16 protein-coding genes and 1 pseudogene are annotated in these 20202 nt (G+C 71.4%); 12 read left to right on the forward strand and 5 right to left on the reverse strand.

Features of this window, described 5'->3' with window-relative positions:
* The first annotated feature begins 35 nt into the window (after nucleotides 1-35).
* A complete protein-coding gene (locus tag ACZ7CF_RS15675) occupies nucleotides 36-929 on the forward strand; it encodes a LysR family transcriptional regulator (RefSeq protein ID WP_360394371.1) in 894 nt (297 codons plus the stop codon).
* Nucleotides 930-1079: 150 nt separating this feature from the next.
* On the opposite strand, the pseudogene ACZ7CF_RS15680 reads toward ACZ7CF_RS15675, so the two are convergent.
* A pseudogene (locus ACZ7CF_RS15680) lies at nucleotides 1080-1529 on the reverse strand (hypothetical protein); the annotation flags it as partial.
* A gap of 430 nt (nucleotides 1530-1959) precedes the next feature.
* Here ACZ7CF_RS15680 and ACZ7CF_RS15685 point away from each other — a divergent pair.
* From ACZ7CF_RS15685 to ACZ7CF_RS15695, 3 genes are read left to right on the forward strand one after another with little or no spacing between them, the layout of a single operon-like run.
* Nucleotides 1960-2808, forward strand: a complete 849-nt coding sequence (locus tag ACZ7CF_RS15685) for an SAM-dependent methyltransferase (RefSeq protein WP_470369845.1) — start codon at nucleotides 1960-1962, stop codon at nucleotides 2806-2808.
* Nucleotides 2809-2868: 60 nt separating this feature from the next.
* Nucleotides 2869-5034: a putative bifunctional diguanylate cyclase/phosphodiesterase gene (locus tag ACZ7CF_RS15690; protein ID WP_360394376.1), complete on the forward strand. Its 2166-nt coding sequence runs from the start codon at nucleotides 2869-2871 to the stop codon at nucleotides 5032-5034.
* A gap of 20 nt (nucleotides 5035-5054) precedes the next feature.
* Nucleotides 5055-6848, forward strand: a complete 1794-nt coding sequence (locus tag ACZ7CF_RS15695) for a glycoside hydrolase family 15 protein (RefSeq protein WP_470369846.1) — start codon at nucleotides 5055-5057, stop codon at nucleotides 6846-6848.
* Here the strand turns inward: ACZ7CF_RS15695 and ACZ7CF_RS15700 are convergent.
* Entirely contained in the window at nucleotides 6841-9483 is a 2643-nt protein-coding gene (locus ACZ7CF_RS15700; protein WP_470369847.1) for a glycoside hydrolase family 2 protein, read from the reverse strand. The two genes, ACZ7CF_RS15695 and ACZ7CF_RS15700, sit on opposite strands and share 8 nt — an antisense overlap.
* Nucleotides 9484-9634: 151 nt before the next feature.
* On the opposite strand from ACZ7CF_RS15700, the gene ACZ7CF_RS15705 reads away from it, so the two are divergent.
* From ACZ7CF_RS15705 to ACZ7CF_RS15725, 5 genes are all read left to right on the forward strand, one after another.
* Complete coding sequence (locus tag ACZ7CF_RS15705; RefSeq protein ID WP_470369848.1) at nucleotides 9635-10228, forward strand: DUF3558 domain-containing protein; 594 nt, start codon at nucleotides 9635-9637, stop codon at nucleotides 10226-10228.
* A 178-nt stretch (nucleotides 10229-10406) separates the two neighbouring features.
* Nucleotides 10407-10706 (forward strand): transcriptional regulator, encoded by a 300-nt coding sequence (locus ACZ7CF_RS15710; protein WP_360394387.1) that lies wholly within the window; start codon nucleotides 10407-10409, stop codon nucleotides 10704-10706.
* Nucleotides 10707-10723: 17 nt separating this feature from the next.
* Entirely contained in the window at nucleotides 10724-11998 is a 1275-nt protein-coding gene (locus tag ACZ7CF_RS15715) for a PPE domain-containing protein (RefSeq protein ID WP_470369849.1), read from the forward strand.
* Nucleotides 11995-12801: an ESX secretion-associated protein EspG gene (locus ACZ7CF_RS15720; protein WP_458429996.1), complete on the forward strand. Its 807-nt coding sequence runs from the start codon at nucleotides 11995-11997 to the stop codon at nucleotides 12799-12801. The genes ACZ7CF_RS15715 and ACZ7CF_RS15720 overlap by 4 nt, the downstream gene beginning before the upstream one ends.
* A 56-nt stretch (nucleotides 12802-12857) precedes the next feature.
* Nucleotides 12858-14501, forward strand: coding sequence for a glycosyl hydrolase family 28-related protein (locus ACZ7CF_RS15725; RefSeq protein WP_470369850.1), 1644 nt, complete (start codon nucleotides 12858-12860; stop codon nucleotides 14499-14501).
* Nucleotides 14502-14646: 145 nt separating this feature from the next.
* Here the strand turns inward: ACZ7CF_RS15725 and ACZ7CF_RS15730 are convergent, their stop codons facing one another.
* Nucleotides 14647-16200: a hypothetical protein gene (locus ACZ7CF_RS15730; RefSeq protein ID WP_360394402.1), complete on the reverse strand. Its 1554-nt coding sequence runs from the start codon at nucleotides 16198-16200 to the stop codon at nucleotides 14647-14649.
* A gap of 88 nt (nucleotides 16201-16288) precedes the next feature.
* Here ACZ7CF_RS15730 and ACZ7CF_RS15735 point away from each other — a divergent pair, with 88 nt between their 5' ends.
* On the forward strand, nucleotides 16289-16648 hold the full coding sequence (locus ACZ7CF_RS15735) for a sterol carrier family protein (protein WP_458434289.1): 360 nt from the start codon (nucleotides 16289-16291) through the stop codon (nucleotides 16646-16648).
* Here the strand turns inward: ACZ7CF_RS15735 and ACZ7CF_RS15740 are convergent.
* The gene (locus ACZ7CF_RS15740; RefSeq protein ID WP_470369851.1) at nucleotides 16645-18630 is read right to left on the reverse strand and encodes an alpha/beta hydrolase; all 1986 of its coding nucleotides are present in this window, start codon (nucleotides 18628-18630) and stop codon (nucleotides 16645-16647) included. The genes ACZ7CF_RS15735 and ACZ7CF_RS15740 overlap by 4 nt on opposite strands.
* Nucleotides 18627-18950, reverse strand: a complete 324-nt coding sequence (locus ACZ7CF_RS15745) for a type VII secretion target (protein WP_360394409.1) — start codon at nucleotides 18948-18950, stop codon at nucleotides 18627-18629. Before ACZ7CF_RS15745 ends, ACZ7CF_RS15740 begins: the two co-directional genes overlap by 4 nt.
* A gap of 95 nt (nucleotides 18951-19045) precedes the next feature.
* Here ACZ7CF_RS15745 and ACZ7CF_RS15750 point away from each other — a divergent pair, with 95 nt between their 5' ends.
* Nucleotides 19046-19792, forward strand: coding sequence for a maleylpyruvate isomerase N-terminal domain-containing protein (locus tag ACZ7CF_RS15750; RefSeq protein ID WP_360394412.1), 747 nt, complete (start codon nucleotides 19046-19048; stop codon nucleotides 19790-19792).
* Nucleotides 19792-20115: a hypothetical protein gene (locus tag ACZ7CF_RS15755; RefSeq protein WP_458429999.1), complete on the forward strand. Its 324-nt coding sequence runs from the start codon at nucleotides 19792-19794 to the stop codon at nucleotides 20113-20115. Before ACZ7CF_RS15750 ends, ACZ7CF_RS15755 begins: the two co-directional genes overlap by 1 nt.
* Nucleotides 20116-20202 lie beyond the last annotated feature (87 nt).

The raw sequence follows: 20202 nt of genomic DNA on the forward strand, positions 1-20202 counted from the left end.
GAAGTGATCTCATTGAGCACCGCAGGTGATGAATCGTGGAACTCCGGCAGCTGGAGCACTTCGTCGCGGTCGCCGAGGAATCCCATTTCACCAGGGCCGCGCGGCGCCTGCACATCGCCCAGTCGGGGCTGTCGGCGTCGATCCGCGCGCTGGAGGTCGAGCTCGGCGCGCCGCTGTTCCTGCGCACCACCCGCCAGGTCGAGCTGACCGAGGCGGGCCGCGCGCTGCTCCCGGAGGCACGGCGCGCGCTGGGCACCGTCGAGTCGGCGCGCGACGCCGTGGCCGCCGTGCAGGGGCTGCTGCGCGGCACGTTGTCCGTCGGCAGCCTGCAGTGCCTGCACGTGGTGCACCTGCCGGCCGTGCTGGCGCGGTTCCACGAGCTGCACCCCGGCGTGGAGATCCGGATGCGCCAGTCCGGCAACGCCGAGCTGGTCGAGGACGTCCGCGCCGGGCGGCTCGACCTCGCCTTCGTGACGCGCCGGCCGAGGATGCCCGACGACCTCCGGGTGTCCACTTTGGCCAGTGAACCGCTCGTGCTCGCGTGTGCGCCGGAAAGTTCGTTCGCCGGTGAAGAAAGCGTCGAGCTGACCGAGCTGAGGGGGCAGGCGTTCGTCGACTTCAACGCCGACTGGGGCACGCGCGACGAGGTCGACCGCACCCTCACCGCGGCCGGGGTCGAGCGGCACGTCGCCGTCGAGGTCAACGACGTGCACTCACTTCTGGACTTCGTCGGGTTCGGTCTCGGGGTTGCGCTCGTCCCGCAGTCCTTCGCGGTCAAGCCCACCAGGGCGCACTTCGTCGGCCTGCGCGGGGACGTGCCCGTTGCCGAGACCGCGGTCGTCACCGGCCACGCGGTCAGCGCCGCCGCGCGCGTCCTGCTGGACGTGGTCGCCGAGGCGCGGGCGGGGCGCCTGCGCGCCGCCGGATAGCGACCAGCCCTCCACCGGCGTGCGCAGAGCGGTGCCGGGCAACAACCTCAGCTCGCCCACCTGCTCCGGCGGTGGCGGGTCGACGAGCGCCAGGAACGTGCCGACGGTGGCACCGCGGAAGTCCACCCTGCCGTGGAACGTGCACTCGGTGAACGCGAGCCCGCCCTCGAACCGCGCCTCCGGCACCGAGAGCCGGCCGTGGAAGGTCGAACCGGAGAACAACGCCCGGCTGCGCACGTGCAGTTCGCGGAACTCGGTGATGCCGTAGAACTGCGCGCGGCGGCAGACGAACCGGTGCACCCGCCGCCCGTCGAGCTGGAAGTACTCCAGCGCGGCACCGGTCAGGTCGAGGTCGTAGAAGTCCTTCCTGTTCCTGTCCCCCCACGACAGCAGGTCGCGGATCAGCCGTTGCGCGGTGCGGCGGACCTGCTGCTCGCGCTGGACCTCCGGGTCGACCGTGACGAACACCGTGTCCGGGTCCGCGCGGTCGTGCTCCCACGACGGGTGCTTGAACGGGCGGCGCAGGTACGCGCACAGCACGTCGAGCACGGTCTGCGTGTAGCGCGGCGTCGAGTTCGCGAGCCACACCAGCGCGTGCATCGCGCCCACGCGCACCTGGTCGGCCTCGTTGCCGAGCAGCTCGACCGAGCGCGCGAACCGCTCGTCGGCGACCTTGTCGCTCTCCAGCAGGTGCTTGCGGTCGTTGAGCCACAACGCGTAGACCGCGATGACGGCACCACCGGCGACACCGGCGGTCTTCACGACCTCCACCGCGGGTGCCTTGAGCCACCACAGCGCCACGGCGGTGCCTGCGGTGACGAGAGCGGCCGAGATGACGGCGAAGAGCCACTTCACGTCAGTTCCTCCACGTCAGCGGCAGGTCGGGCTCGTGGGAACGCCACGAGGGAGGCGGGAGAGTGGGGAGCAGCACGGTCTTCTGGTGGTGCTTGCGCCGATCGGCAAGCCGCAGGAACCTCACGAGGTCCGCATTCTGCCAACGGCGCGATGTGCAACGCTGGCGGATCGGCCCATGACGTGGGTGCGCGGATCCGACGTGGAGGTAGCGGTGGAGCGGCCGAACTGGGCACCGGGGGACATCGACCTGGAACGGCCGAGCGTCGCACGGGTCTACGACTACTGGTTGGGCGGCGCGCACAACTTCGCGGCCGACCGCGCGGTCGGGCAGCGGGCCCTGGAGGTCATGCCCGAGCTGCGCGACGTCATCCTCAACCACCGCGCGTTCCTGCGCCGGGTCGTGCGCCACCTGCTCGGCGCGGGCGTCCGGCAGTTCCTCGACCTGGGCTCGGGCATCCCGACCGTGGGCAACGTCCACGAGATCGCGCAGGGCACCGACCCGGCCGCGAAGGTCGTCTACGTCGACGTCGACCCGGTCGCCGTGGCCCACAGCCGGTCGCTGCTGAACGGCAACGGACGGGTGGCCGTGCTGCAGGCCGACGTGCGCGACCCGGCGGCCGTGCTGGGCTCGCCCGAGGTCGGCGACCTGCTGGACTTCGACCAGCCGATCGCCGTGCTGATGATCGCGCTGCTGCACTTCGTGTCCGACGAGGAGGACCCGCTGGGCATCATCGGCGGGTACCGCGACCGGCTCGCACCGGGCAGCCACCTCGCCATCTCCCACGCCGGGTACGAGGCGGACGAGGAGACCGGCTCGTACCGGGCCGTGCGCAGCGTGTACGACCGCGACGTCACCCCGATGACGTACCGCAACGAGGCTGAGTTCACCCGTTTGTTCGACGGGTTCGACCTGGTGGAGCCGGGTGTGGTGCGGTTGCCGGCCTGGCGGCCCGAGTCGCCGGACGACCTGAACGGCTCGCGAACGCCCTTCCCGGCGTTCGGCGCGCTGGGCCGGAAGGCGTAAAGGTGACTGCGCACGGCAACCGCCCGTATGCTGCGCGTTCGTGGCGTTAGGGCCGAGACGATGACCGAACGGGTTGACCACCGGGTGCGCGACGACCGCTCTCCCTCGGACCCGGCCGTGTTGGCCGGTGCCGAGTCGTTCGCGCGCAGCTGGGCGACGGCCGTCATCGGGTCCAGCTACGTCCCCATGACCAGGGCCGAGGTCGCCCAGCACCTGCAGGACCTGACCGTGCTGCTGGTCGAGGCGCTCTACGCGAGCCCGTTCCGCACCGAGCCCGGCTACGAGATCGGCTCCCGGCTGGTCGACGCGCACTTCACCGGCACCGACACCCTCGGCCGCACGGTCCAGCTGCTCGGTGACGACCTGCTGGCCGAGCTGGGCGCGGCCGGGGACACGCGGTTGCGGTCCCGGCTGGCCGCGCTGCAGGGCGCCCTGTCCGCCGGGTACGCCCGCGCGCTGCGGGAACGCACGCTCGCCGAGCAGGAGGCGATCAGGGCGGCCGTGCTGGACGCCCGCGACCAGGCCGAGGCGGCGCTGCGGGCCTCGGAGGCCCGGTTCCGCGCCATGTTCACCGAGGCCGCGATCGGCATCGGCATCGCCGCCATCGACGGCCGGATACTGGACGTCAACCAGGCGTTGCAGGACATGCTCGGCTTCAGCGTCGAGGAGATGCGCCAGTACAACGTGCGCGACCTCATGCACCCCGAGGACGCGGGCAGCGTGTGGCGGCTCTACGACCAGCTCATCGCGGGCGAGTGCGACCACTACCGGGCCGAGAAGCGCTTCCACCGCGCCGACGGCGAGCAGGTGTGGACGCACCTGACGCTGTCGCTGGTCCGCGACGACCACGGCGAGCCGCAGTACCAGGTGGCGATGATCGAGGACGTCACCGACCGGCACCTGCTGCAGAACCGGCTGCGCTACCAGGCGCTGCACGACCCGCTGACCGGGCTGCCGAACCGGGCGCTGTTCCTGGAACGCCTCGGCCGGGTGTTCAACAACCGCGGCAAGCACCAGCGGGCCGGCCTCTGCTACCTGGACCTCGACGGTTTCAAGGTCATCAACGACTCGCTCGGCCACGACGTCGGCGATCAGCTGCTGGTCGAGGTCGGGCGCAGGCTCGACCACTCGGTGTCCGGCGAGGGCAAGCTGGTCGCCCGCATGGGCGGCGACGAGTTCGTGATCCTGGTCGAGGGCTCGTCCGGTGAACAGGACATCGTCGACGTGGCCGGCCGGGTGCTGACCGAGCTGGAGGCACCGATCCGCATCGCCGGCCACGAGCTGTCGGTGTCGGCCTCGATCGGCATCGTCGAACGGCAGCTGTCCGGCACCACGGCCGCCGACCTGATGCGCGACGCGGACATCACGCTGTACTGGGCGAAGGCCGACGGCAAGGCGCGCTGGGCGTTGTACGACCCGGAGCGCAACGCCCGCGAGGTTGCCCGCTTCACGTTGTCCGCCACGATGCCGCGCGCGTTGGAACGCGACGAGTTCTACGTCGAGTACCAGCCGCTGGTGCGGCTGGAGGACTCCACGGTCGTCGGCGTCGAGGCGCTGGTGCGCTGGCAGCACCCGGAGTTCGGGCGGCTCGCGCCGGACCGGTTCATCGAGCTGGCCGAGGAGACCGGGCTGATCGTCCCCTTGGGACGGTGGGTGCTGCGCAAGGCCTGCGAGGAGGCGCGGCGCTGGCTGGTCGAGTTCGGTGACGCGGCACCGTTCGTGTCGGTGAACCTCGCCGTGCGCCAGTCCCGCGACCCCGAGCTGGTGCGGGACGTGAAGCGCATCCTCGACGAGTGCGCGCTGCCGCCGCACCACCTGCAGCTGGAGCTGACCGAGTCGGCGATCATGGGCACCGCCGACGAGCCGTTGGAGGCGCTGCGAGCGTTGTGCGACATGGGTGTGCGCATCGCGATCGACGACTTCGGCACCGGCTACTCCAACCTGGCGTACCTCAAGCACCTGCCCGTGCACGAGCTGAAGATCGCCGGTTCGTTCATGGAGGGCCTGCGCGCCGAGAACGAGGAGGACCCGGTCGACGCGCAGATCGTGGCCACGCTGGTGCAGCTGGCGCACGCGCTGTCGTTGGGCGTCACCGCCGAGGGCGTCGAAACGCCTGCTCAGGCCGCACGGCTGCTGCGGCTGGGCTGCGACACCGGCCAGGGCTGGTTCTTCGCGCGGCCCGGTCCGCCCGAGGACATCGACAGCCTGCTGCGTGGTGATCTCTAGGTCGGGGAACTCCGAGTGCCATGAAGATCCTGGCGCTCGTCGTGCTCCTTCTCGTGGCGGTGACACCGGTCGTGCACGCCGCTGAGGTCGTCCCCCTCCCCGCGGACAAACAGGGGTTCGGCACGGCCAGAGGTGGCAGCCCGGTGTGGTTCACCCTCGGCCACCAGGGCCTGTCCGAGGTCTTCCACCCCGACCTGAGCACCCCGGCGACCCGCGAGACCCGGCTGCTGGTCGACGGCAGGCCCGGTCAGGCGCGGACCGAACCCGCCGACGACCGGTCGTTGACGTTCCGGCAGCGCTTGCACGGTGAGGGCTGGCACGCCGTGCTCACCTACGTCACCGATCCGCAGCGTGCGGCCGTGCTGGCGGACGTGGAGTTCTGGGCCAAGCGGCCGATGAAGCTGACGATCGACCACGTGCCGATGAAGGGCGCGAGCACCGTCGAGAGCACGCTGCCCGCCGAACCCGTGCGGCACGCTCGTGGCACGTTCGCCGTCGGGTTCGGCGACGGCGTCGCACGGGCGGCGCTGAACCGTGATTTCCGTGTGGTGGCACGGGAGTACGCACGCGGCTGGCACCAGTACCTGGACGGGTTGAAGCGGCCGAAGTCGGCGGACCGGCGGCTCTACGACATGTCCGTGATGGTGCTGGCGGCGACCGAGGACAAGACGCACCCCGGTGCGTCCATCGCGTCGCCGAGCTTCCCGTGGGCCTTCGGGTCCGATCGGGAGCTGGCACCGGAGCTCGGCCCGTACGCGCTCGTGTGGCCGCGCGACCTCTACCACGTGTCCACCGCCATGATCGCCGCCGGCGACCGCGGGTTCGCCGAGCGCTCGCTGGACTTCATGCTGCGCGAACAGCAGGAGCCGGACGGCCACCTGCCGCAGAACACGCGGGTCGACGGCACCCCGGTGTGGCTGAAGGTCCAGCTCGACCAGACCGCGGCACCGCTGCTGCTGGCGTGGCGCCTGGACCGGCGCGACAGGTCCACAGTGGACGCTCTGCGCCGTTCGGCCGACTACCTGCTGAGCTACCCGGACGCGCCGTTCAGCGAGCAGGAGCGGTGGGAGAACCAGAGCGGGTACTCGCCGGCGACGATCGCGTCCGCGGTCGCGGGCCTGGTGTGCTTCGCGGACCTCCTGCGGCGCAACGGGGAGAACGCCGACCGCTACCTCGCCGCGGCCGACGCGTGGCAGCGGCAGGTCGAGGGCTGGACCGCGACGAGCACCGGCCCGTACGCGCCCAAGCCGTACTACCTGCGCGTCACCAAGGACGGGAAGCCCGACCAGGGTACGAAGTACAACCTCGGTGACAACAACCCGACCGACATCGACCAGCGGGCCGTCGTCGACCCGAGCTTCCTCGAACTGGTGCGGCTCGGCGTGAAGCGCGCCGACGACCCGGTCATCCGCAACACGGTCGCCGTGGTCGACGCGCAGCTGAAGGAACAGGGCTACTGGCACCGGTTCACGCAGGACGGCTACGGCGAGACCGCGGACGGCCGGCCGTGGGGCATCAACTGGCCGGAGCCGACCCGCACGTACGGGCGGCTGTGGCCGTTGCTCAGCGGTGAACGCGGCGAGTACGAGCTGCTCGCGGGCGACAAGGCGAGTGCAGCCAAGCGGTTGCGGGAGGTCGCGGCGACGGCGAACAGCGGCCTGATGCTGCCCGAACAGGTGTGGGACGGCCGGGGCACGCAGTCGGCGACCCCGCTGGCCTGGACGCACGCCCAGTACGTGCGGCTGGCGTGGTCGCTCGACCGGGGCGAACCGGTCGAGCGACCTGCCGTGGTGGTCGAGCGGTACCTCAGCTGACCGACTTCTTCGCCACGTTGTGGCCGGAGACCTCCACGACGGGCCGGGCGGACCCGAGCGACGAGGACCGGTACTCGGCCTTCAGCGCCAGGGTCTCGCCCGGCCACAACGTCACGTAGTTGTCGCTCCACCGCGTCGGCAGCACCTCGGCACCGCCGGTGCCCTTGCGCAGCGACGCCCGCACGAAGAACGCCACGGTGCTGCCGGTGTTCTTCAGCGTCACGGTGGTGACCTGCCGGTCGTCACCGGCGGGTGCGGTCGACACGGTCGAGGTGACCGTGCCCGGCTTCAACGCGTTGAGGCCTTTGAGGTCCGCGTACCCGGACTGCGGCGTGTGGTACCAGGTGGAACCGCCGTAGTTCAGCGTGTCGGGCTTGGTGGAGAGCCAGTAGACGTTGCGGTCCACCACCTGGCCGGCCGCGTCCTTGAGCAGCAGGCGCACGAAGTACGTGGTGGACAGCCCGGACGGCTGCGGCAGCGGGCCGGCCTTGGTGGGACCGTTGGCCGCCGCGGTCACGGCCCGGGTCTCGTCGGCCTTCTGCGTGCCGTCGAGGTTGAACAGGGTGATCTGCAGCCGGTGGCCGGTGGCCGGGTGCAGGCTCGTGTTCATGACGGACAGCGACTTGTCGTCGTAGGAGTACTGGGCGTGCAACGGCCGCAGTCCCGCCTTGGCGCCGAAGTACGACCCCGCGGTGGCGAGGTAGTAGTCGTACAGGTGCCAGTAGAGCGTCGGCCAGGCGTTGTTGAGCATCCAGTAGATGACACCGGTCGACGGGTTGGTCGCGTCGCTGAAGTTGTCGCCGAACGCCTCGAACTGCGCGCGGTTCGTCTCGTAGTTCGCGAGCTGCGCCTTGCGGACCAGGTCCTCGGCGTTCGCCGGCTTGCCGTAGCGGTTGTCGAGCGCGGTGCCCCAGAACGTCAGCTTGTCGAACGTGGCCGACGGCGACAGGTGGTACTGCGTCGCGTTGTAGTCGGTGAGCCTGGTGATCTCGGCGGCGGACAGGAACTTCTTCAGCTCGTCCATCTCGGGGATGGTCGCGCCGGGGCCGATCTCGGAGGCGAACCCGGCCGCGCCGCCGAGCTGCTTGGTGTGCCAGTAGACCGGCGGCTCCCACCAGTACGGGCCGTCCATCTTCATGCCGGGCTCGCCCAGCTGCGGCGAGCCGATGTTCTTGGCCGACGAGATGACCGGCAGGTTCCACTCGGCCCGCTGCAACGCGTCGAGGTAGGTCTTCTCCAGGCCGGCGCCGGGTGCGGCGTCGGAGCCGATCATGAACCCGATCATGCTCGGGTGGTTGCGGATGCGCCGCGCCTCGCTCTCCGCGGACTCGCCGGCGACCCGGTCGTCCTCGGCGTCGAACGAGTCGTACCGCTCCCACTTCGAGCAGCACTCCCAGCCGGTGAGGATCATGATGCCGCGCTGGTCGGCCAGGTCGTAGAGCTCGTCGTTCTCCGGCTTGCCCTCCAGCCGGAGGGTGTTCATGCCCATGGCCTTCACGAGGTCGAGCTGGTCCTCGACGTAGCGCACGTCCGTGCGCAGGAACAGGTCCGAGGCCCAGCCACCGCCGCGCACCAGGAACGGCTTGCCGTTGACGGTGAACTGCCGTCCGGTGCCGCGGAGGCTCGACGACACCTCGCGGATGCCGAAGGTGGTCTTCGCGCTGTCGGACGCGGTGGTGCCGACGTTCGCGGTGAGCACGGCCTCGTAGAGCGGCTGCGCGCCCATCTGGAACGGCCACCACACCCGCGGGTCCCGCAGGTCCTGGGTGAACGTCACGGTCCTGGTCTGGTTGGCCGCGAGCTGCACCCGCTGCTTGAGGACCTGACCGGCGACCGCGGCGGTGACCTCGGTGGTGACCGGCTGGCCGGTGTTGTTGCGCGCGTCGACCTTCGTGGTGATCTTCGCGCTGGTCAGGGCCGGCAGCGGCAGGTCGGTGTCGACGCGCGGGTTGCGCAGCGAGACCGGGCCGCTCGGCTCGAACGTGACGTCGCGGAAGATCCCCTGGTTGCGGTCGGGCGGCAGCTGCGCCCAGTCGATGAAGTGGATCAGCAGTTCGTTCTGCGGGTCGGCTGGCGTCGCCTTGATCGCGAGCGCGTTGTCGCCCTTGCGCAGCAACGGCGTCACGTCGAACTCGTGCGTCGGGTACGCGCCGACGACCTGGTCGGTGCCGGCGACCTTGCTGCCGTTCAACCAGATCTCGCCGCGGGCGATGATGCCGCCCTTGAGCCGGAGGAACGTGTGCACGCCCGGCTGCGGGTCGGCGCTGAACACCTTGCGGTACCACCAGGCGACCTTGAAGTCGCCGGCGTCGACCTGCTTCATGTTCTCGGAGAACCGGACGTCCGGGTACCGGCCGTTGGCCACCAGGCCGGCCATGACGGTGGACCGCGCGGGCACCGTCAGCCACCCGGTGTCCGAATAGGCCGGTCCGGAGATCACGTCACCGGCCTGCGCGGCCCTGGCGCTGCTCTGCATGCGCCAGTCGGGGACGGTGGAGGCGGTACCGGGCCGTGCGGTCACGGTCAGCGCCGCTCCCGTGCCGGGCACCGGACCCGCGGCCGCCGTGGTGGGCACCAGCAGTGCCAGCCCCAGGGCCGCCACGGCCAGTGCCGGTAGTGGTCGGTTGCGCAGCATGTCGCTCCTCGACGCATCGGGGCGGCGGCGCTCCGGGTTATCGTAAAGAAGGTTTCCTTTCAGTGGGGGTCACCGGCAATGGGCCGTGCGGGTGACTCGGCTCACCGCAATCGCGACCCTCCGCGTTCGGCGATCCGATACGTTGACGGTCATGCGTCGCGTGGTGGTCCCGTTCCTGCTGGCAGCGGTCCTGACCGGGTGTTCTTCCACCGAGCCCGGCACCCCCTCCGCGGGCGGGCAGACCTCAACCGGTACGCAGACCGGGACGTCTGCGAAGAGCGCACCGGTGAACCGCCCCAGAGCCGTCGACCTGCTGGCGCTCGACCCGTGCACGCTGGTGACCCCCGAGACCAGGACCGCGCTCGGCATCCGCAGCGTGCAGCCCGGCACGCCCGACGCCGACTACGGCGAAGGCAGCAGGGGGTGCGGCACGAGCTACGAGGACCGCAAGTTCCTCTGGAGCATCGACACCGTGGTCAACGGTGGCGCCGACCGGCTGAAGAGGACGGTCGGCCAGGCGACCAGGCTGACCGAGTTGGAGGTCGCCGGGTACCCCGCCTACCTCGCCACCGGCCGGTCCGGGAACAGGACGGCCCAGTGCGAGGTCTTCCTCGACGCCAACGAAGGGCAGCTGTTGAGGGTTGCGGTGACCGCCGGTCTGGGTAATGACTCCACGGCGGACAGCGCGTGTGAGAGGGCCAAGCCGCTCGCGGAGGCAGCGGGGTCGGCGCTCCGGGCGAAGTGAGCAGAACTACTCGCTTTTACCGGGAACCGGTCACCCGCGTCATGCATCAGAGCTAAAGTCGTTCCAAATGCACACGCGGCCCCGATCCTGAGGGCCGTACTGAGGAGGGTGTGCCGTGCATCTCGCGGATGGTGGGGGTACTTCGTCGCCTCCGGAGTTCGGTCAACGCAGGCTGAAGGTGGACCCGTCCGCCATTCCCCAGGCGAGGGCGGCGTTCGAGCGCGCGTTGGACGAGTTCGAGGCCAAGATCGAACGTTCGTCGGACGCGCTGCCCACCAGGCCCTGGGCCGGTGACCCGATCAGCAGCGAGACCTCCAAGGCGTTCAACGAGCAGACCAGCGAGAAGGCACTGGCCGCGCTGGTGTTCTACAAGAAGCAGCTCATCGGGGTCATCGACCAGCTCCGCGCGATCGAGGAGCAGTACCGCATGGTCGAGGGCGACAACACCGCCCTCTGGGGAAAGCACCTGCAGGGCTGAGAGGAGGGGACTGACCGATGAGCGACCACCGCTTCCAGGGGTACGCACACCCCGAGCTGTACAAGATGATCAACTCCGGCCCCGGCGTCTCCGCCTCCATCCCGGTCGAGGGCGGCTGGAAGACGATCGCCGCCTCGCTCGCGGAGATCAACGAGAACCTGCACGCCGCGCTGGCGAAGATGGGCGCGGACTGGGAGTCCGACGCCGCCGACGCCGCGAACGCCGCGCTGTCGCCGCTGGCGGAGTGGGCCGGGTTCGCGAACCAGGGCGCCACGACCATGGAGAGCTCGGCACGCCTGCAGGGCGAGTTCATCGCCGAGGCGCGCAAGAAGATGCCCGAGGTCGTCCCGATCACCGCCGAGAAGCCCGGCTTCCTCGACTTCGCCGGTGGCGCGCTGACCGGTCCGGCCGGCATCGCGCACGTCATCGGCCAGCAGCGCGACCACGAGCGCCAGGAGGCGGCCGCCGACAACGCCGCCGCCCAGGCCGTGAAGGTCATGGAGGACTACCAGGCCGACAGCCGGTGGAACTCCTCCACGCTGGGCGAGTTCCCGGACCCGCCGCAGATCGTCATCGACACGCCGCCGCCCGGCCAGACGGGCACGCACAACCAGCACGTCGGCTACACCCCGACGGGCGTGAGCTCGCCGACGGGCACCGGCACGAACACGGGCACGACCACGCCGTCGTGGACCGCGCCGCCCACCGGCACGGTCTCCCCGACGCCGACGTGGACGCCGCCCGGTGACACCACGCACACGTCGTGGACGACGCCGTCGACGACCACGACGCCCCCCACGACCCACCTCCCGCCGACGACCCTGCCGACGCCCGAGCCGAAGCCGACCCCGACGCCGGGGCCCGGTCCGGTCTTCACCCGCCCGGCCACGGGCGTGCCCGGTGGCGGCCGCAGCGGTCCCGGTGGCACCGGTGGCGTGCGCGGTGGTCAGCTCGGTGGCGGCAAGGCGTTCGGCCCGATGTCCGGGTCGCTCGGTGCCTCCGGCCAGGGCGTCGGCGCCGGTCAGGGCGGCCTGAAGGCCGGCGTGCCCGGCATGGGCCCCGACGCGCTGCGCCCCGGCGGCATGGGCGCTGCCGGTGGACCCGGCGGTGCCGCGGGCAAGGTCGGTGCCGCCGGTGGAGCCGGCATGGGCGCCGGTGGCGCGCACGGTGCCAAGGGCGAGGGCGAGGACGACATCGAGCACAAGGTGGCCGACTACCTGGTCGAGACCGACGACGTGTTCGGCGACGACCGCATGATCGCGCCCCCGGTCATCGGAGGCCTGTCGGAGTGAGCCTGTTCGGCGGCCCGGCGGAGAGGGAGCCGATCACCCTGTCCGCCGAGGAGTTCGACGTGGTGTGGGAGCGGCTGAACGTCGGTCCCATGCCGCTCGTGCTCAAGGTCCCCTCACCTGGCCGGACGCGGGACGAGCGCATCGCGCTGGAGAACCGCGTCCACCAGCAGCTGGACCACCGCCGGCTCGGCAACTCCCGCGGCCTGTCGGCCGAGCTGGACGGTCTGCTGCGGATGTTCTCCAAGCCCGAGCGGGAGGCGGACGGCCGCCTCTGGCTCGGCCACGGCCTGCGCGTCCTCGCCGTGGCGAACGGCGACCACGGCGCGCTCGCGACGTTGCGGGACGACCAGCTGACGTTCCAGCCGTGGGCGGGCTCCGGCCTGGCCGCCGCGGTCCTGTCGGTGCTGCCCCAGCACCCCGCCGGCACCGGCCTCTCGGTCACGCTGCCGAGTGCGGACATCGAGAAGGCGGCCGCGCGGACCGATGGTTCACCGAAGTCGATGGAGGCCGCGTTCCGCGGCATCGGCCTGCGCGAGGACGACGCGAAGGCGCTCGTCACGATGTTCACCGGCGTCGTGCGGACCGGGAACTTCGGCGCGGCGGCCCGCGACAGGTACGGCAAGCGCTGCCGGCCCGACCGCGTGATCTCGTTCTTCGACACCGAAGAGGGCCGCTACCTGCAGCAACGCCGTTCCACCAACGGCCAGCCGCCGTGGAGCACCTTCACGCCGACCGACGCCCGCCGGTTGATGCACCAGGTGGACGAGCTGGTCGCGGAAGCAGTGCGTTCCGCAGCGGACTGATCTCTGGTTTGATCTGACCACCGCCGCCGTGGCCAAGACCCCTTGGAGACGGCGAAATGAACATCGACAGACGGCAGTTCCTGGTGGCTGCGGGGATTGCGGTGGCAGGGACACCGGCGTTGACGGGGACGGCGTCCGCCGAGTCCTCCGCCTCGCTGTGGCAGGAGTTCGTCGCCAACCCGTACGACCACCCGCAGCTCCCCAACGTCGCCTACGCGGGCCACCGCACCGGTGAACGCCCGCCCCGCCGCCCGGTGCTGGCGAACGTCCTGTTCTTCGGCGCACGCCGCGACGGTTCCGCCGACGCCGCGCCCGCGATCAACAGGGCGGTCGAGTTCGTGGGCCGGTTGGGCGGCGGCACCGTCCTCGTCCCGCCGGGCCGCTACCGCATCGACGACATCATCCGCATCGGCTACGACAACGTCGTGCTGCGCGGCGCGGGCAGTGCGAAGACGACGTTCTACGCGACCCGGTCGCTGGAGCAGATCATCGGCATCAACCGCAGCCGTTACGGCTCGGAGAACTCGGCGTGGAGCTGGGCGGGCGGCCTGGTGTGGGTCTGCCACCGCGACCGCTACCGGCCGCTGGTCGAGGCGATCCAGGCGAAGAGGTGGCCGTTCGAGGGCTGGACCGGCAACGAGCTGGAGCAGGGCTCGGTGCTGACCGGGATCACCGGCTCCGCACCGCGCGGTGCGTTCGTCGTGACCGTCACGGATGGACGGTCGATCCACGCGGGACAGCGGGTGCTGTTGCGGCTGGACGACTCCGACTACTCGCTGCCCAGGCACATGTGCGGCGACGTGCCCGGCACGACGTCCTACCGCTGGGACGACAAGACGAAGCTGTTGTCCTACTTCCCCTTCCTGTGGCCGGTGCGGGTGGAGTGGGTGCGCGGCAACAGGGTCAAGCTCGCGCAGCCGTTGCCGCTGGAGCTCCGGCCCGAGTGGAAGCCGCGGCTCACCACCATGGCACCCGTCGTCACCGGCGCGGGCGTCGAGGGCATCAAGATCGAGATGTTCCGGGTGCCGACCCCGAAGCACCTGCAGGACAAGGGCTACAACGGGGTGGCGTTCCAGTGCGCCTGGGACTGCTGGGCCGACGACGTGCACGTCCACGACGTCGACAACGGCTTCCTCCTGGTGTCCGCCAAGGGCATCTCGCTGCTGAACACCCGTGTCTCCGGTCGCGGCCACCACCACGCCTACGCCACCCGCGAGCAGTCCCACGACAACCTCACCGACGGCTTCGTGATCGAGGCCCCGTCCGAACCGTCCCAGGCGGGAGCGGGCAACCACGGTCTCAACGTCGAGGGCCTGTCCTGCGGCAACGTCTGGACCCGCGGCAGGATGGACCACGACGTGTTCGACACGCACCGCGGTCTGCCGTTCGGCAACGTCCGCACCGAGATCACCATCAACAACGTCGGCGCCCACGGCGGCAGCGCGGACGCGGGCCCGTTGTACGGCGCCCGGTTCGCGCACTGGAACGTCACCGTGACCAACCAGCGCGCCGGCAACGTCCGCATCGACCAGGTCGCCCCGTGCAGCGCGACGGTGGCGATCTCCGAGGTCCGCGACTTCGGCCAGGTCGACAAACCGGACTTCACCGGGTCGCTGAACTCGCGGCTGGAGCTGTACGGCACGACGGACGTGGTGCCGCGCAACCTCTACGACGCGCAGCGGCGCCTGCGCGGCCGCTGAGCCCGAGCCGGACCGGTCGGGCGGTGCCGCGTCACGACCGGTCCGCTGCCGCAGCTCGGTGCACTCGGGTCCGTCCTCCGCCACCCGCCGTCGGCGAGCGCTCGTGGTCCGGTCAGGTGGGGCGGGCCGATGAGGGCGCGGTGGGTCACGGCAGCGCGATCTGCACGTGCAGCCGGTCGGGCACGGACAGGCCGAAGCCCGGCCGGTCCGGCACCCGGCCGGCCTCGCGCGCCCCGACCAGTGACGTGGCCGGGTCGTCGAGGCGGAGCTCGACGCCGAACGCGAGGCTGTCGAGGACGAACTGCGGCACCTGGTCCCAGGTCCGGGCCGTCACGACGACGTGGCGGTCCGGGTCGAGGGGTTCGCCGGGGCCGTCGAGCAGCTGGAAGCCGGTGAGGTCGCCGAGCACCGTCGCGAGGGTGCGCAGCGTGGTGGTCTTGCCGGTGCCGGGTCCGCCGACGATCGCGCCGTGCCGCAGCTCGTCGGTGAAGGACGGGACGAGCACGCCGCGGCGTTGTTCGTAGGGCAGGTCGAGCACGCCGATCGCGCCCGGCGGCAGCATGCCCAGGGTGGGCGTGTCGCCGGTGGTGTGCAGCGGCGCCAGGACGATCTCGTGCGCGGGCGGGCCGCCCACCAGCACGTGCGGCAGTGCCGCGGCCATCTCGTCGAGGTCGAACGCGGGGGTCGCGTGCGGCCACTCGGGGAGCTGGAGCGCCAGCTGCGGCGGGAAGGCGTCGCCGGAGAACAGCATCCGGATGCCGAGGGTGCGCCCGGCCCTGACCAGCGGTTCCAGCACGTTGCGGTAGCCGCGTTCGATCAGGATCTCCGCGGTGTCGACGCAGATCAGCAGGTCCGGCAGCGGTTCGAGGCCGGCACCCGCCGCGCGTGCGGCCCGGTAGTCGAGGCTGTTGCGGCACCGGGCAACCCGGTGGATCAGCTCCTGGCGGCGGTTGAGCTCGCCGTGCAGACCTGCGGTGAAGCGGTCGAACCACTCGTCGTCGTCCTGGCCGGTCAGCTCGAACGTCGTGTGGCCCGCGTTCGGCAGCTCGCCGAACACGTCGTTGTCCTGCATGTCGAGGAACGCGATGTTCAGGTCTGCCGGCGAATGCGTGACCATCAGGCCGAGGAGCGCGCTCTGCAACCATTGCGAGCGCTGCTCGAACGGGCCGAGGTACGTGCCGCTGTAGCCGTGTCCGTCCACGCTGATGTCGAGGTACACGGGCCAGCCGTGCTCATCCGTGCCGAGAGCGGTCTTGAAGTCACTGCGCTGCCACTTGTCGTGCAGGTCGGCCGAAACCCCGTGCAGCGCCAGGAAGTCCGTCGCCTCGCCGTGCAGGTGCCTGCGCAGCCGCCGGGGCAGCGTGTCCCAGTCCCGCGCCGTCACCACGGTCTGCACGCCCCGCCCTGGACCGAAGGCCGCGACCCACTCCACCGTCCGGTCGAGCTCCGGGTCCATCTCCGCGCACAGCGCCCAGTCGTCGACCAGCAGCACCGCACCCGACGGCGCGCCCCGCTCGAACCAGTCGAGCAGGCTGCGGCACCCCGACTGGTCGGCCGGGTCGAAGCTCGCCGAGACCGGTAACGGGTCGGCGCCCCGGCCGATCCGGTAGACGGACAGGTTCGGCGCGGCCGCCAGCGCCGCCGCCAGCCGCTCCCTCGTCGCCGGCCTGGGGCCCACGACGGCGAAGTTCCTGATCACCGCCCAGATATACCAACAGCACCAAATCGGCTGCTCGCACTTCGCTAATCTGGCCCGCGTGCCAGCCAAACCCGTCGACCCCGCGCAGATGCGCGCCGCGGTCGAAGCCGTCCTGCCCTGGCTGCACGGCACCGCCGACCAGCCGGAACGCCCCGTGCTCGCCGCCGCCGTGCGCCTGAGCCTGCGCACCCTCGAACAGGTGGCACCCGGCCGCAGCGTCGAGGTCCGCGTCCCGCCGTTCGCCGCCGTGCAGTGCGTCGAGGGCCCCCGCCACACCCGCGGCACGCCCCCGAACGTCGTCGAGACCGACGCCCGCACCTGGCTCGAACTGGCCACCGGCGCCCTGACCTGGCCCGACGCGGTGGACACCGCCCGGGTCACCGCGTCCGGCACCCGAGCCGACCTGTCCGCACTGCTCCCGGTCGTGAGGTTCCAGGACCCGGTCTAGAACCACGATCCGATCGTGTTGCCGATGCCCTTCACGATCCCGACGCCGCCCTCGACGACGTCGCGGCCCAGCTCCACCGCGTTGCCCACGGTGTCCGCCACGACGTCGACGGCGTCGCTGCCGACCTCCTTGGCGGTGTCCCAGGCGTGCCCGGCGGCACCGCCCCAGTTGCCGTTCGACACGTCCTCGACGACCCGGCCGCCGCCGTTCCAGAGGTCCTCGCCCATGTCGGCGACCTCCTTGCCGGTGTTGACGCCCCAGTCGATGATCGGACCGGCGACCGGCAGGTCGGAGCCGGGCACCTCGACCGGGGTCGGCGAGTCCTGCCAGCGTTGCGAGCTGATCTCGTCGCCGCGACCGGTGGCGATCTTCGCGAGGTTGTCGAGCGACTCGGAGTTCTTGTCGAAGTAGGCCGAGTGCGCGTAGTCGACCTTCGCGTCCGTGGCGGTGCCGAACGTCTGGGCGCCGAACGACGAGTCGTAGGGGCCCGTGGACGAGCCGTCCTTGGTGAACCAGTCACCGCTGGTGGCCTGCACGACCGGGTCGTGCTCGGTGCCGCCGACGTACACGTGGCCGCGGCCGGCGGAGAGCTGGTCGACGGTGGAGGCGCCGACGCCCGGCGAGCCGACGAACGCGATGTCGTCGGCCCTGAGCCCGTTGTCCATGGCCGAGTAGCCGACGACGGTGCTGCCGTAGCTGTGGCCGATCACCGTGACGTGGGCGCCGGGGTTCGTGGTGCGGTAGCCCTCGACGTCCTTCGCGAGGATCGCCGCGCCCTCCTGGGCCTGCGCCGGGTCGTTGACCTGGCCGATCGCGAACTCCGGCGCGTCGTAGCCGAGCCACTGGATCGCGGCGCCGTCCGGTCCCATCGCCGCGCTGAGCTGCGCGGCCTGGTGCTGGCTGAAGGACGTGAGCGTCGACGTCGTGCCGGGCACGCACACCGCGAGGTTCTTCGCGGTGTCCGGGTTGCCGTAGGACACCGCGAGGGCGCCTTCCTTGGCACCGGCGCCGTCCGGGCTCCAGTAGAGGACGTAGGGCTGCTTGCCGTTCGCCTTGCCCAGGTCCCTGGCGTCGGTCAACGCCTTGGCCGCGTCGTTGGAGTTCTTCTCCCGCCGGGCCGCCTCGTCGTACTGCGCCATCAGCTGGGAGCCCTGCGGGTCGTTGCGCAGTGCGCGCTGGCCCTCCGCCGACTTCGGGTCGACGCCGAGCTCCCGCGCGCGGTCGGCGAGCTGCTGCCCGAGCTGTTCGCGCTGCTGCTTGAACCGGGCCTGGTCCTCGGGGATGCGCTTGCGGTTGGCCTCGTCGAGCACGTCGGCCGGCAGGCCGCGGAGCTGGCCGAGCTCCTGGTACCTGGTGTCCCGCAACGCCTTGCGCTGGTCCTCGCTGAGCGAGTTCCACCAGGCGGCGACCGCCTTCGGGTCGGTTCCCGGCGGCGGCACCGGCGGCAGCGGTCCACCCGCACCGCTCGCGCGCTGGGCCGCCCGGCTCCAGCCGCCGTCGGTCCGCGCGGACTCCTCGAAGCCCGGCGGGATCTTGGCGAGCGCACCCGCGTAGGAGCGCAGCACGGCGTCGTAGCCGGTCCGCACCCGGTCCAGTGCGGCGTTGACCTGGTTGGCCAGCTGGCGCGTCTGCTGCTCGTCGAGGCCCGGCGGGCGGCTGCGCCACACGCTGATCGCCTGGTCGGCGGCGCCGCGCATCTGCCCGTAGGCGCGGGAGGCGGCCTGCACGATGTCCACGCCGGCACCGAGGCGTTCGCGGACCGCCTTCGTCGCGGTGGAGGACAGCTCCGCACGCGCGGTGAACTTCGCGGCGCTCTCGCCGACCCAGCTGCTGACCGCGGTCCTGCCGCCGTTGACGACCGACTCCCCGGCCCTGCCGACGGCGCTGATCGCACCGGTGATCGGGTCCGCGGCGGCGGCGATGCGGCTGACGTCCCCCGAGGCGAGCCGGCCGTACAGGCCCTCCGGATCGGTGTAGCTCACCGGCCGCCCCCCAGTCCGTTCATGATCTTCGTCAGGAACGACGCGTGGTCGTCGTCCGTGCGCTGGTAGGCCTCCGCGTTCGACACCAGGCCCTCGGCGGCGTCGGTGAACCAGGCCGAGCCGCGCTGGAGGTCCTGCGAGTGGGTGCCGACGAACCGCGACAGGGCGTCCGCGAACTCGGCGGCCGCGTCCACCTCGCCGAGCGCACCGGCGTCGAGCTGGAGCATCGAGATCATCTCCGCTGCCTCCCGCACCGCGTCGGAGCCGTTGCCGAACTCCTTCGACGCGGTTCGCAGCAGCTCTGGCTCAACGCCGAACATCGCCACCCCCTGGTTGGTCGTCGATCCATGCGACGCAGGAGCATCATGACCGGTTCCCCACTCATGCGAAGACCGTTTCGGGCACGATGACGCGCATGGTGCAGACAGGGTGGACGGCCCAGCGGTGGACCGCTGTGTTCATCGAGCAGGCGGAGATGTTCCGCAAGGCAGTGGCGGACGCGGACCCGGCGGCGGAGGTGCCGACCAGGCCCGGCTGGACCGTGCAGGACCTGGTCATCCACCTCGCGCGCTTCCTCGAGACCTCCACCGCCTACCTGCGCACCGGCAGCCGCAACCCGATGGCGCCGCCGCCCGCGCCGACCGGGCTGTCCCCGCTCGAGTACCTCGACCTCCAGCTCGTGGCCGCGAACGAGATCCTCACCGCGGTGCCGGGCAACCGCCCGGTGTGGACCTTCTCGCCGTCCGCCCCCGACCTCGCGTGGGTCTGGCACCGCCGGATCGCGCACGAGACGGTGCTGCGCCGGTTCGACGCGCAGACGGTCGTCCGCACGCTCGTGGGCACGGACGCCGACCTGTGCGCCGACGGCATCGACGAGGTGCTGACCACGATCGTCGCCGCCAAGCTCGACGGCGACTCGCCTGCCGTGCTGTCCGGCACCGCCGTGGTCCGGCCCACCGACGTGCCCGAGTCGTGGCTGATCTCCTTCACGCCGGGCGGGGTGCCGGACGTCCGCGCGGCCGCCCCCGGCGAGGAGGGTGACGCCGGGGTCACCGGCGAGGCCGAGCTCGTCTACTTCTGGCTGTGGAACCGGATGAACCTCCAGGACATGACCGGCGACCGGGCCGTGCTGGACGTCCTGCAGGTCGGACGGGGGCACTGATGCGCGAGCTCACCGCGGTCCTGCTCGGCTGCCTGCTGCTGTCCGGGTGCGGTGCGTCCGGCTGGGAGGGCCAGCTGCGCTACCGGATCGCCTCGATCGACAGGTCGACCCCCACCGAGTTCCTGGACCTCGAACTGGTGGGCGACGCACCCGAGGGGGTGCTGTGGCAGGACGGCCTCACCCCCAAGTCGCTGATGCCGAGCAACGTCAGCGGTGACGTGGCCGTGGGCGACGAGGTGGTCTGCACGGGCACCCAGAAGAAGGGCAGCCCGTTCGCGGACTGGCAGAAGGGCACCGAGCTGAGCGGGTGCCGGAAGGCCTGACGCGCGGCCGGGAAGTACACGATCGGGGTGTCGTCCCGGCGAACTCGGTGCGAACCGAGGTCGCCGGGTGCCGGAAGGCATGAGTTT

It is taken from the genome of Lentzea sp. NPDC036955 (assembly GCF_055608005.1).

Bases quoted from the DNA above. Each gene is read 5' to 3' on its own strand.
- ACZ7CF_RS15685 (WP_470369845.1), top strand. From the start codon at position 1,960: ATGACGTGGGTGCGCGGATCCGACGTGGAGGTAGCGGTGGAGCGGCCG.
- ACZ7CF_RS15690 (WP_360394376.1), top strand. From the start codon at position 2,869: ATGACCGAACGGGTTGACCACCGGGTGCGCGACGACCGCTCTCCCTCG.
- ACZ7CF_RS15695 (WP_470369846.1), top strand. From the start codon at position 5,055: ATGAAGATCCTGGCGCTCGTCGTGCTCCTTCTCGTGGCGGTGACACCG.
- ACZ7CF_RS15700 (WP_470369847.1), bottom strand. From the start codon at position 9,483: ATGCTGCGCAACCGACCACTACCGGCACTGGCCGTGGCGGCCCTGGGG.
- ACZ7CF_RS15705 (WP_470369848.1), top strand. From the start codon at position 9,635: ATGCGTCGCGTGGTGGTCCCGTTCCTGCTGGCAGCGGTCCTGACCGGG.
- ACZ7CF_RS15715 (WP_470369849.1), top strand. From the start codon at position 10,724: ATGAGCGACCACCGCTTCCAGGGGTACGCACACCCCGAGCTGTACAAG.
- ACZ7CF_RS15725 (WP_470369850.1), top strand. From the start codon at position 12,858: ATGAACATCGACAGACGGCAGTTCCTGGTGGCTGCGGGGATTGCGGTG.
- ACZ7CF_RS15735 (WP_458434289.1), top strand. From the start codon at position 16,289: ATGCGCGCCGCGGTCGAAGCCGTCCTGCCCTGGCTGCACGGCACCGCC.
- ACZ7CF_RS15745 (WP_360394409.1), bottom strand. From the start codon at position 18,950: ATGTTCGGCGTTGAGCCAGAGCTGCTGCGAACCGCGTCGAAGGAGTTC.
- ACZ7CF_RS15750 (WP_360394412.1), top strand. From the start codon at position 19,046: ATGGTGCAGACAGGGTGGACGGCCCAGCGGTGGACCGCTGTGTTCATC.
- ACZ7CF_RS15755 (WP_458429999.1), top strand. From the start codon at position 19,792: ATGCGCGAGCTCACCGCGGTCCTGCTCGGCTGCCTGCTGCTGTCCGGG.